Genomic DNA, 13,305 nt, shown 5'->3' on the forward strand with positions numbered 1-13,305 from the left:
GTTAACAGTTACTACTATTTTATTAGCAGAAAGTGCACCACAACCAAATTCATTCTTAATTCTAACAGAATATTCACCAGCTATTTTAGCACTATAAGTTTTCTGAATAGCACCAGGTATGTTAACATTCCCCCTCATCCATTGATAAGAATATGCGTCAGACGAAGTTAACAACACTTCTCCTTCCTCACATATAACGGGACTGGTTGAAGATATTGTCGGAGGTGCCGGCTTATCCACAACACTAATAACTACAGACTCGGACGGAGCGCTCTCACAATGATTAGGATTCGTAACAACCACCGTGTACGAGCCAGATGCACCTACAAGATAAGTTGCGTTGGTAGCACCCTGAATCGCCAGACCATCTTTATACCACTGGTAGCCTGTGCCAGAAGAAGAAGTTAAAGTAATAAGTGTTCCCTGACAAAATTCTAAGTCTGCATCGTAACTAATTGAAGGTTTATTTGGAAGCGCTAAAATAGTAATCAAGCACTCATTAGATTCCGTCACACAACCAAAACTCGAGGTTACTATTACCTTAACTTTTTTACCATTCCATGTGCCTGGAATTTTAGCCAAAGTCAGAGTTGATGTTGTCGAACCAGATACCAACATATCATCGGTAAAATTAACCCAGGTATTACCATTTTTAAATTGCCATTGAAAACTCGTAGCATCAGAATTCACAGAGAAAACAGCATTAGTTCCTTCACAAACCGATGTAGCCACTGGCTGATGAAGAATTACAGGAACTGGATTAACTTTAACAAGATAGGTTGTTTTTTCTCTCTCATTACCAGCAGTGCCGACTGTAAAATAAAACGAGTTAGCAACAGTAGAGGTGCCACTAAATGTGACTTTTCCAATACCAACAACGGGGGTTAACCAACTCGGTAAACCGTCAATATTATAAGTTGTACCACCCGCGGCCAGATCGTAAACAAATGGGGTAATTGGCGAACCAACGCAAACCTCTAAAGTCTTAATCGTATTATATTTAATATTGTTACAAACTGTTCCACCCGTTCCATTTCCACACTCCTCATGCGGGTTAGTAGGTGCTTGTTCAAATACAATATTGGTGGCATCTGGATCCGTAACATCTTTTGGCCTCATGATACTAGACTCCACTACAATATCAGTTTCCGAAATACCAGCACCAACAGTTCCGGTAATCACATAAGTAAATTCGCATCCATTAGCCAAAGTCAACAAAGAACTAAATCCCATTGCATCAATAACCGCATTGCTTTCAGCTCCAGTCGCTCCGGCAAAAGAGCTACTTACCCCATTGGTATTAATAGTAAAACCGGTGGGTATCTTAAAATTAAATGCGGCGCCTGCCACATCACTAACACCAGCATTTTTAACCTTTACAGTATACGTAATCTGGGTACTTCCAGCTGTAAAAGTATAAGTTGGCATTACACTCACAATCTGCAAATCTGCCACCTTCACATGCACATTTAAAGGCTGTGCTTCTTCTTTACTAAGGATATAGGCGTAAGTGTCCATGGCCTTTTCATTACCATAACTATTTGAACCAGTACCGCCATTCCCATTACCGCTATTACCACTGTATGTACCCCATTTATGCCCGTTCGAATTACTTGACACTCCATTAATAACATTCACCTGAGGAACAGAAACTTGACCCGCCTTACCTCCGGTAATATCGCTATCATCCCAGTATACCCTATCACTATACACACTTTCGTCAATAACTCCAGGTATTGGATTTACGAGATATTTGTTTGTATTTTCAGTCAATTCAATAATAATGCCGTTTGGATTAATTTCCATATCTATAAATGGAAAATGTACTTCCGCAGATGCCAGTCTAACTCTTACTTCAGGAACAACCAAACCACCAGGCACTAAATTTCCCAGACCATCCTTCCCATCCCATTTTATCTTATTTATACCTTCGGCCGCCGCGCCATTCAGCACCCTGTCTTTACCAGAGCCAAGTGGTATAGTGATTCGGTAAGAACCTGCAACGTTAGTTTTAAACGTAATTATCCCTCCTTTTTGACTCGCCTGTCCCGTAGTCCCCTCAGAACCGCTAAAATCGATGTTCGAAACAACTGGGACAATTGGGTCATTTTTTAGCCAGGTAGTTGTAGAAGTAGTTCCATTTATAGCAACCTTGGCAGAGACAGGTAGATCAGGAGAAGGAGGTCCATAAAACAATTTATGAGTAACCAAATTTTTTGTTATGTTATCAACAGCTCTTGGATCATGAACTGAGTTAGCAATTACGGTTTCGTCTGTCGTATTAAGACTTTTATAAAGTGGATTACCGGTAGCATCTATAAACCCTTTATTATTTGAAAAAAAAGTAAATCCTAACCCATTGTTACCATTGTTTTTTACACGATACGCCCTACCATCTTTGGTTAAAACATAATTTATTCCGTTATAAGCCTTACTATCTTTGTCAAAATTCTGGGAAAGTTTTAAATTCAAAACATTGGTATACACCCTACCAGTTAACCATTTGTCTTTTGTAGCGTTACAAACTGAAACGTCCCAGGCAGAAATAAGTGGAGTATTACTGTTTTGCCCCCAAGTACCATCTGCTGAAACATCCGATGCTGTAGGACTACTCGTATCCAGTCTATTACCCGTTGGGACAAATTCAATTTTCCAAATCCCCTCATCATTGCCAACCTGAAAAGAATAAGGTACGTAGCGATCATTCGATGCACTAAGTCCGGGGAACTGTGGCCCTGCTAATTCTTCTACTCTACTGGAGATTTTACCTACTGTGCTTCCAACGGGAGTAGTTGTTTGTACCCCTAGTGGCGAAGTAATAATAATTACACCATTACCAAGCCCCTGTGCGCTAGATGCCACCGCTATATATTCATTTTTTTCAGCGTAAACATAATGCGTTCCCAATGTTCTGAAAGGGAAAGCTACCGAAGTACTAATATTTCCAGTTGCAGCATTAGAATACAAAAAAGCCCTATTCCCTGCGGCTCCTAAAGGATACAAATCCCTACTCCCTTCTGCCTTTACACCTAAAGAGAAGCAAAAAAGAAGTAGAAAAAACAAAGCGGATATATTCCTATTAAAAGAGACAATATTACCGCCGAGCGTCTTTAGCATATAAAGTGATGACACTAATTTTTCTTAAGAGTTTAATTAGACTTACCATCACCAAAATAGCTAGAATTTATTTCATTTATTTAAAAAAATTGTTAAAAATGTGATTTTACATATAATAATCAGGCCAAAAAATTCGCAAAAGCAATAAAACCGCTAAAAAAGCCAAAATATGGCACATTATACAAATAACAAAATTTGAAACACAAACAAATCAACAAAACAAAGTGTAGAGATTTGGGAAATAATTTTCCCAAAAAGTGTAATTACACAACACTTATACAAACATTATTATTATGCCAATCAATACAACTCACAATAAAAATGCACAAAATGAACAAAAAAATAAAATGAATGCTACAAATACAAGCCTAAAAGAAAGACCTATAGACACAAAATAAACTAAAAAGAAATAAAAGAAGCTAAAATAATTCCTTAAGGTTTAGTAACCGGAATATTATTTATTTCGCTGAAAAGTGCTTTAAAACATGCCACCTCACTATCCCCAGTCACAACCTTCTTTCCGTAAAACTCATCCAAAAAAGATCCCAAGCCAGTCCAAATGGTTTGCATCATTCCTTTATAACGATCTTTTAATTCAGGGGTAGCACGATTCCTGGAATTCACCAGATCTTTTACCTGAGCAATGGCATTTTCCGGCTTCCTCCAGGGACACGTCACAACCGACAAGCCCTTCATCGCAAAATACACCGCAGTCTGATCCGGACGATCATAATGCCAGTCACAAATCATTACACCTTTATCAATCAGATCAACCGCCCGATGTGTATTATTCATACTGGCTTCCCACATACCTATACCTGTAGTTTTACCGTCTATCAAACGATCACCCCATATCCATAATTGTCTTTTATTTAACGCGAGATGATTGCTTATTTTATTAACCTCGTTTGCGAAAAGTTCCGCCTTATCACGTCCTGAACAACGCGGACATTTATCATCACCTATATAAAACACTTCATCCATTCCAGCGTGAAACGCATCCGCTTCAAACACTTCGCAAATTTCGTCCACCAAATCAAATACTACCTTATGAACCTCTGGATGCAGGGGACAATAACTTTTACAATATAAACCGTCAGCATTTGGCCATTCATATTTTTCAGGCAATTTAACATGAGGTGTTTCATCAAACTCAGGAAAGACTTTTAACAAATTACCAATTCTACCAGCCCATGATTGATGTCCCAACAAATTAATCTGCGGAATTAAACGAATGCCATTTTTTTTGCAGACCTCTACTATCCTTTTAACTTGTTTTTTAGACAAAGCGTCCTTTTCCCTCAATTCAGGTCTGCTCTTAAACTCATAATTAAAGTCTACTCGCAACACTAACGTATTCACTTTACGCGAGGCAAGTTCTTCGTCGATAAATTTGATAAAAGTACTAAGCTGAGCTTCATTTGGAGCAACAACGCAGAATCCACGTACAGGGAGCTCCTGCGCTTTTACCAATCCAACAACACCAAGTACAATCAGTAATAATGAAACAATTTTCTTCATGAGCTATAATTTTAGTATTTTAAATATACAAACTTTAATTTTCTATTATCTTTAAAAAGATATTCAAAAAACATGAACCTAAAACGCTTTCATTCAGCAACAACGCGCCCCCTACTCCTTATCATTTTGTGCAGTATTTTCGCAAAAAACACCAGAGCGCAACAGCAAGTATTATGGAAATTCCCTACAAACGCCGCCATCCATTCTTCTGCAATAATTAGTGCGAACCTGATCTATTTTGGAAGCGCCGACAGCAGCCTCTATGCACTAGATAAAAACACAGGTAAACTGAAATGGAAGTTTAAAACCAATGGAAAAATTCATTCCAGCCCTGCAATACACCACAATAAAGTGGTTTTCTCCAGTGCTGATGGTAAAATATACGCTCTAAATAAAGACAACGGACAAATTACCTGGACCTTTCAAACCAATGGAGAAAAAGTATATGATATTTGGGACTATTATATCTCTTCGCCTGTAATAAACAACAACACAGTATACATTGGTAGCGGCGATCATCACATTTATGCGATTAATGCCAGCACAGGGAAAAAACTATGGGCATACCAAACCAATGGAATTGTCCATGCCACACCAATCGTTAAGGATACAGTTGTATACACCGGGAGCTACGATGGCAATCTTTACGCCCTCCAATCCACTACCGGAAAACTCATCTGGAAATTTAAAACCGTAGGTGATGTTTCTTTCCCTAAAGGAGAAATTCAAAAAGCGGCCATCATTCATAACAATGCCATCATCTTTGGCAGCAGAGATTACAACATCTACTCACTCAATTTAAAAACCGGTACAGGCAACTGGAATATGAAAGAAAGGGGAAGTTGGATTATCGCCAGTCCACTCCTTTACAAAAACAACATTTATTTTGGCACATCCGACACTCACCGCTTCTACAGCATGAATGCCGAAACAGGAGAAATAAAATGGACCTTACCGCTAAATATGCGGGTTTACGGCACCGCCATTAGCATAAACGATCAAATTGCTTTCGGTTGCTTTAATGGCAAAATATATTTTGTAGATCCTGAATCTGGAAAGGTCAAATCAACATTTCAAACCGAAGAAAGCAAAAAGACTTACGCAAGTATATTCGATGAACAGGATCATTTAAGAAAAGAAATCGATTTATATGGCGCAGACTACATTAAAACAGAACACAGCATACTTGCACTAGGCGCTATATTAGGCAGCCCTTTAGTAGAAAATCAGATGTTATACTTTGGAGACACCAATGGTTTCTTCTATGCCTTAAAAAAACTCGAATAAAGTCAAACAATCATGCAGATCAGATTTTCCCTGTAAGGAATGGGAAATTCTTTTCTTCTAGATGCTCCTTAAGCATAATTTCGCGCATCTTTTTTACAATGGCAGGATATTTAGCTGATAAGTCTATACTTTCTTTAATATCTTTACTTATGTCGTAAAGCGCAATCGGGCTTTCCGGGTTTTTCATCACATTTTCTCTGATAGCCTTCCACTTACCCATACGTACAGCCTGACGACCGCCATCCTCATGAAACTCCCAATACAGAAAGTCGTGCTGTTTCTGTTTTCCTTTATTCAACAACAATGGAACTATAGATAGTCCATCAGAACGGAAGGGCAAAGTTTGACCTGCCAACTCTGCAAATGTTGGAAAGAAGTCCCAAAATGCGCCAAGATAATCAGACGTCTGTCCCGACTTTATTTTACCTTGCCAATTCACAATTACCGGTTCCCTAATACCACCTTCAGTCAACTGCCTTTTAATCCCTTTAAAGCCACCACTGCTGTTAAAAAACTCAGGATCATTCCCTCCTTCTCTATGCGGACCGTTATCACTTGTAAAAACGATTAATGTATTTTTCTCCAAGCCTAGTTCTTTTAATTTTGAAACCAGTTCTCCAACATACGTATCTAACTTTGTAACCATTGCAGCATAGGCTGCATGTGGATAAGCTTGCGGCTGATAACCTGAACCGCCCCAATCACTTGTTATAGCTTTAGGTTGTTCAGCAAATTTGGTTTTATAATATTCAAAAGTTTTATCTCCATTTGGCAGTTGCAAAGCCGCATGAGGCAAAGTATAAGCCATGTACATAAAAAAAGGAGCATTCTTATTATTCTCCATAAAGGCTATGGCCTGTTTTTGAATCAATTCCGGAGCATACTCAACCTGCCTGGTTATTGTATTATTCAACTCTACACGCTTGTTATTATCCCATAAATGACCGGGAAAGAAATTATGCGATTGTCGCTGACAGTTATATCCATAAAATTGGTCGACCCCCTGGTTAACCGGATCTCCTTCCGAACCAGGAAATCCCATCCCCCATTTGCCAAACGCACCGGTTTTATAACCAGCAGCTTTGAACATTTCAGGCATAATATAGGTAGTCGCTGGTAGCGGCAATTGACCTTCAGGCTTAATCTCCATATTCCCTCTAATTGGAGTATGTCCTGTATGCAATCCTGTCATTAGCGATGCCCTGGACGGAGCACATACAGAAGTTCCTGCATAAAACTGAGTAAAGCGTATCCCTCCCGCAGCAAGTTTATCAATATTAGGTGTTTCTATTTTGGTCTGACCATAACAACCGATATCGCCGTAGCCCATATCATCAGCAAGAATAAAAATCACATTTGGTTGTGTTTGTCCCTGTGCATACAGTCCACCCACCATAAACAAAAGTGAAAAAAAGCACTTTTTAAACTTCATATATTTTAAATTGATTACCGTCACCTAACATTTTCTGATTAGGAGCTAAAGATAAAAAATATCACCAGTATAAGCGTTTTTATCTGAATTGTCTGTTCCTGCTCTGAGTTTACTCTTACTTGAACATTAACTTATACTTAACAGGGCGTTAGTAGGGCGTTACTAGGGCTAGGGGGTAAAGCAAGGCCCTACTAAGGCCCTAGTAACGCCCTACTAAACCCCTGGTAATATCGAACTCAAACAGTCAGCGAAATTAACTCTTAGGAAAATCCATCGAATTGAATCTGATCGCGGTTCCATTGCCAAAAATGGTTAAGATATATTTTAATCATACCCGGATTTAAATCGTAGTTTATGTAAATATCATGTTCAAAAACAACTGGCTTATGTATTTTACAATTCAAACAGACAAGCCTTTACATGCGACAGGAACCTAAACAATAACAAACGGCACTTCCTGCTAACACAACATCACTACTTGCGAATTTGGTCTTAGAATGAGGGTTTTCTGGATTCTAACTTTACGAATAAACCAAACCTAATTTTTATGATCAATTATTTACCAGTACTAAAGCGTCCCACTATACCAACGCTTTACTTGCGGGCGCTCATCTTCCTGACCATACTTTGGTCGGCCAATGCAAGGGCTTCTATTTCGAAAGACCCTAAACTTTTAATAACCGTTTCCGAACAAAAAGAAATCAATGAATTATTTTTAACAGTTCCAAAAAAAAGCATCAATCTGGCAGATAGTCTGATACAGGGGATAGTATTGGACAGTCTGCAAAAACCAATTCCGGGAGTATCAGTTTTAGTAAAAAACAATCCCTCTAACGGCACCTCTACAGATTTAAACGGCCGTTATTCTCTTAAAGTACCCAACAACGCAATTATAATTTTTAAAATGGTTGGTTATGCGGAAATAGCGGTACCTGCCAACAAACCAGAAATAAATATTGTACTAAGAGAAGATAAGTCTACACTAAACGAAGTACAGATCGTAGCTTTTGGTACACAAAAGAAAGAAAGTGTAGTAGGTGCGATTACAACCATTAAGCCCGAACAACTTAAAGTACCCTCAAGTAACTTAACCACAGCTTTATCGGGCCGCGTTGCCGGAGTTATTGCCTTTCAAAGAAGTGGTGAACCTGGTGCAGACAACGCCAATTTCTTTGTACGGGAGCAACATCTTTTGGCTTTAAAAGAGAACCATTAATTTTAATTGACGGACTGGAGCTTACTGCTACAGATCTGGCCCGTTTACAACCTAATGATATTGCCAGTTTTTCAGTATTAAAAGATGCTACTTCAGCTGCTGTATATGGTGCCAGGGCAGCTAACGGCATTATTATGGTAACTACAAAACGTGGTTCTGAAGGACGTGCTAAAATTAATTTTGAACAGAATTTTGCCTTATCACGACCTACTCAGAACTTAGAACTGGCTGACCCGGTAACCTACATGCGTTTGCACAATGAGGCCGTAACCACCAGAGATCCATTGGGCGTACAACTTTACTCACCTAACAAAATTGATGCTACAGTAGCTGGTCTTAATCCACTGGTTTACCCAGCCACAAACTGGATGGATATGCTATTAAAGAAATCTACATTAAATCAGAGAAGTAACCTCAGCATTGCCGGAGGAGGCAAGGTAGCCACCTATTTTGTAACAGGAAGTATTAACCAGGACAACGGAATTCTTAAGGTTGACGAACGCAATAATTTTAACAGCAATATTAAATTAAATTCATATTCATTACGTTCAAATGTGGATGTAAACATTACCAATACTACACAAATGGCGGTAAGGCTATATGGAAATTTTGATGATTACAATGGGCCAATTGATGGAGGAACTGGTGTTTATACAAAGATAATTAATACAAACCCCGTACTGTTTCCCGCCTTTTATCCAGCAGACAATTCGAATCGTTTTACCAAGCATATTCTGTTTGGAAATTTTGAGAATGGTCAATATATTAATCCTTATGCGGATATGGTAAAGGGATATAAAGATTATTCAAGATCTTTAATGCTTGCACAAATAGAGCTGAAACAAGACTTGTCGAAATATCTTTTTCAAGGTTTAAAAGCCAGGCTAATGGCCAGCACTCAACGCCGCTCCTATTTTGATATTTCACGAAATTACAATCCATTCTATTACAATGTCAGTAGTTATGACAATGCCACCAATAATTATACGTTACAAGCACTTAATCCAACCGCTGGTAGCGAAACATTAAGTTATGCTGAAGGGGATAAACAGGTTTCTACAGCATCTTATATGGAAACCGCGTTAAATTATGATCATACATTCAACGAAAAACATGCGGTTAGTGGCCTTGTTGTTGGTATTTTAAGGAATGAATTGACTGCTAACGCTGGTAGCTTACAAGCATCATTACCTTTTAGAAACCTGGGCTTTTCTGGTCGTGCTTCTTATGGCTACGATAAGAGATACACCGCCGAAGTAAATTTTGGGTATAATGGTTCAGAGCGTTTTTCGGAAGACAAGCGATTTGGATTCTTCCCTTCTGCAGGTGTAGCCTGGAATGTCTCAAACGAAAAATTTTGGACTGGTATGAGTAAAATCATCTCCAGCTTAAAACTCCGTGCCACCTATGGCATTATCGGTAATGATGCCATAGGCAGTGCTGCCGACCGTTTCTTCTACCTCTCAAATGTCAACCTGAACGATGCCGGCAGAGGGTTTGTTTTCGGACAAAACTTTGATACAAACCGTTCAGGAGTATCGGTAACCAGATATGACAATACGGACATTACCTGGGAAAGATCGAAACGCATAAACTTCGGGATGGATGTACAGGTTAAAGAGTTTACCATCAATATGGATTATTCAAAAGACGATACGGATCATATATTAATGGATAGAGCTTTTATACCTACCACTATGGGCTTAACAGCTCCTGTAAGGGCAAATGTTGGAGCAGCAAAATCGCGTGCTTTCGAAACTTCAATAAATTATTCTCACAGCTTCACCAATTCCCTATATATAAGTTTGATGGGTAACTTTACATATGCAAACAATAGTTATGCAAAAGTAGAGGAGCCAGAAATATGAGATCAGACCGGGAACTTTTAGACAAATTAAGGCCTCTTACAGTACAGATTCTTTAATTGTAGATGGATTTGGTGAAGCTAAATCTTATGAAGTAAAACTATATGCGGTTGATAAGGCCGAAAACCAGTCTGAACCTGTAACTGTAACTGTAAATCCACTTACACCAGCCTATATACAAACCTTAAATAATCTTGTGCTGGTTGATGATTTCGGTGGTGTAAATGTACAATACACCAATGCAAACGAGGCTGACATTGCCATTGTTGTTTTAACACCCGACAACAATAATGAGATGCTTCCTGTAAAAACTTTTTATACAAAGGCCAAACTCGGAGCTTTTAGTGTAAGAGGATATGAATCAAAACCAAGAAAATTTGGCGCCTACATCAGAGATAAATTTGGTAATACATCTCCAATCGTTTACAAGGATATTAATCCATTTTTCGAAACGATGTTAGATAGATTTAAACATAAAGCTATTGTTCTGCCAACTGATAGGGTTACGGCGTATAGCTGGCCGCTAGATAGATTGTTTGACAATAGTTTTGCTGAGGGCAACGGCTTTCATACAGCACCAGGACCTGGTTTACCTTTATGGTTTACCGTAGACTTGGGGGTAACCGCTAAATTAAGCCGGTTTAAACAATTTCAGCGTACCACCGACGGCTATTCTTACAGACATGGTAACATGCGCAAATTTGAAGTATATGGTGCAGCAGTGTTGCCGCTGGTTGATGATCCAAATTTTACAGGATGGACTAAACTAGGGGAATATGAAGTTGTAAAACCTTCTGGCCTTCCTCCAGGTCAAAATACAGCAGAAGATCTCGCTAAGGCTGCAGAGGGAAATGAGTTCAATATAGACATTAATGCTTCTGCAGTGAGGTATATCCGTATTAAAATGCTACAAAACTGGGCAAATACTGACTTTGTTCATGTCATGGAACTACAGTTCTGGGGAAATCCAAATTAGTAAAAATTTACGTACCGTCCATTTACAAATAACATTATGAAACATCAGTCTATAATTAGATATAATTTAATAGCATTTATTATTGTCCTTATTTTCCCAGGATGCTCCAAAGAGAACGACAGCATAGCACCCTTTATCAAAGATGGAGAAATTATCTATGCTACTCGTGTAGATTCTATACAGAGTTTTGCAGGAAATAACAGAATTAAACTTGCGCTAACGCTTCCTCCAAACAGAACAGCAACAAAAGCAATTATCTCCTGGAACGACAATAAACAGGTAAAAGAAGTACCTATCAATTCAACCGACAAGGTAGCTGAGGTCGTTTTAGAAAATATGCCCGAGAGTTCTTATCTGTTCAAGATCTACACCGCAGACAATGCTGGGAACAAATCTATTGCTTTACTTACTTCCGGGGTTTCGTATGGTGAAATATACCAAAACTCTTTATCTAATAGAATTGTTGCCTCTACCGATTTAGACCGTCTTAATTCTAAACTTACCATAAACTGGTCAGGCTCAGCTCAAGGTGAGATAAATACTATGGTAAGTTACACCAACAAGTCAGGAACCGCTAGTAACATCACAGTATTACCCACTGAAAGTCAAACAGTACTCAATGAAGTTAAGGCAGGATCAACGGTGTATGTTCAGTCCAAATATCTACCTGAACGAAAAGCAATTGATGCTTTCACGGTCTTAAAAAAAGACGAAATATTAATCGATCTGCGTCCAGGGAATTACATCGCTGTAGGTACAAGAGCAAACTACAATGCGGACGGTAGTCTTGCAAGTTCAGTAGCCATTGCAATCGATAAACAACTGGATAGAACTACCACTCCGGGAATTGTGACTACGAACGATATAGCTAATTTGGGAAATTTTGCCGATTCGAAAATGACATTGACCTTTAAGGAAGACAATACCATTGAGGTATCTGGATATATTTCTACGACCGCCCCTATTGTTAATCATCCTACTTTACCGAAAAGCACCTATGATCCCATAACTGGTAAGCTCTTCCTAAGGTATAAATATACCAACGCCGATGGAGCTTATCGATTGATAGAGGAAGTACTATCACCTAAACCGTAAAAAGTCTTTCAAACAAGAGACCATAAAAAAAAGCCCAGGGAATTTTAACCTGGGCTTAAAATCGAGAAAAAACTGTTCATTCTTAATTGTGCATTTTGGAAAAAGGTTTGTCCTATTGTTGAACAAATGCTAAAAACAACTAACTTTACGTTTGAAAAAACCAAATGATTACCAAAGCCCTTCAAGACGAAAGTGAGTTACTAGCGAAAATAGTTGAAGGAGATGCACTTGCCTTTAAAACCGTCTATGGGAAATTCAACAAAAAATCTTACACAATTGCCCTTCAGATTCTAAGATCTTCTGTTTTGGCTGAAGAAATCACACAAGAGGTTTTTCTGCAGTTTTGGCGACATAAACAGCGGTTTAACAATTTTGACCACATGGAAGCCTGGTTACGTGTCACGGCAAAGAACCTATCCTTAAATGCCTTCCGTAAACTCGTTTCAGAAAAGAAACATAATCAACAGGCCGGCCAGCAATTTGTAGAGGACCACAACGAAACTGAGGAAACCATTTTACTCCGTGAAGCAAGAAAAGTCCTCACAGAAGCTATAGGGAAACTTCCGGCTCAGCAACGTGAAATTTATATCCTTTGCCAGCAAAATGGATTGAAGTATGAAGAAGTTGCAGAGCAGCTCAATATATCGGTCAACACCGTTAAAACACATATGAAACGTGCTTTAGCGTCAGTTCGTTTTTTTATGAAAAATCGTGTAGATCTCATAATCTTAATCATCCTGTTAAAATTATTTTAACACCTTGTCACCCTCACGCTGGTTGAGAAGTGTATCTATTA

General features: G+C 38.7%; 8 protein-coding genes and 1 pseudogene. 6 read left to right on the top strand and 3 right to left on the bottom strand.

Features of this window, described 5'->3' with window-relative positions; all coding sequences use genetic code 11:
* Both R2Q84_RS23875 and R2Q84_RS23880 read right to left on the bottom strand, forming a co-directional pair.
* A pseudogene (locus tag R2Q84_RS23875) lies at positions 1–3,117 on the bottom strand (hypothetical protein); the annotation flags it as partial.
* Between the two features lie 432 nt (positions 3,118–3,549).
* Positions 3,550–4,638 (bottom strand): family 20 glycosylhydrolase, encoded by a 1,089-nt coding sequence (locus tag R2Q84_RS23880; RefSeq protein ID WP_316819126.1) that lies wholly within the window; start codon positions 4,636–4,638, stop codon positions 3,550–3,552.
* A 72-nt stretch (positions 4,639–4,710) separates the two neighbouring features.
* Between R2Q84_RS23880 and R2Q84_RS23885 the strand changes: the two genes are divergently transcribed.
* Positions 4,711–5,925 (top strand): PQQ-binding-like beta-propeller repeat protein, encoded by a 1,215-nt coding sequence (locus tag R2Q84_RS23885; RefSeq protein WP_316819127.1) that lies wholly within the window; start codon positions 4,711–4,713, stop codon positions 5,923–5,925.
* A 19-nt stretch (positions 5,926–5,944) separates the two neighbouring features.
* On the opposite strand, the gene R2Q84_RS23890 is transcribed toward R2Q84_RS23885, so the two are convergent.
* Positions 5,945–7,357, bottom strand: a complete 1,413-nt coding sequence (locus R2Q84_RS23890; RefSeq protein ID WP_316819128.1) for an arylsulfatase — start codon at positions 7,355–7,357, stop codon at positions 5,945–5,947.
* 547 nt (positions 7,358–7,904) lie between these two features.
* Here R2Q84_RS23890 and R2Q84_RS23895 point away from each other — a divergent pair.
* The 5 genes from R2Q84_RS23895 (at position 7,905) to R2Q84_RS23915 (ending at position 13,264) form a co-directional block, all read left to right on the top strand.
* The gene (locus R2Q84_RS23895) at positions 7,905–8,573 is read left to right on the top strand and encodes a carboxypeptidase-like regulatory domain-containing protein (protein ID WP_316819129.1); all 669 of its coding nucleotides are present in this window, start codon (positions 7,905–7,907) and stop codon (positions 8,571–8,573) included.
* A gap of 14 nt (positions 8,574–8,587) precedes the next feature.
* On the top strand, positions 8,588–10,441 hold the full coding sequence (locus R2Q84_RS23900; RefSeq protein ID WP_316819229.1) for a SusC/RagA family TonB-linked outer membrane protein: 1,854 nt from the start codon (positions 8,588–8,590) through the stop codon (positions 10,439–10,441).
* Between the two features lie 25 nt (positions 10,442–10,466).
* On the top strand, positions 10,467–11,414 hold the full coding sequence (locus tag R2Q84_RS23905; protein WP_410478437.1) for a DUF5000 domain-containing lipoprotein: 948 nt from the start codon (positions 10,467–10,469) through the stop codon (positions 11,412–11,414).
* A 36-nt stretch (positions 11,415–11,450) separates the two neighbouring features.
* Positions 11,451–12,509 (top strand): DUF4998 domain-containing protein, encoded by a 1,059-nt coding sequence (locus R2Q84_RS23910; RefSeq protein WP_316819130.1) that lies wholly within the window; start codon positions 11,451–11,453, stop codon positions 12,507–12,509.
* 164 nt (positions 12,510–12,673) lie between these two features.
* The gene (locus R2Q84_RS23915; RefSeq protein ID WP_316819131.1) at positions 12,674–13,264 is read left to right on the top strand and encodes an RNA polymerase sigma-70 factor; all 591 of its coding nucleotides are present in this window, start codon (positions 12,674–12,676) and stop codon (positions 13,262–13,264) included.
* Positions 13,265–13,305 lie beyond the last annotated feature (41 nt).

Source organism: Pedobacter nyackensis (assembly GCF_032678475.1).
Lineage (GTDB): Bacteria > Bacteroidota > Bacteroidia > Sphingobacteriales > Sphingobacteriaceae > Pedobacter > Pedobacter nyackensis_A.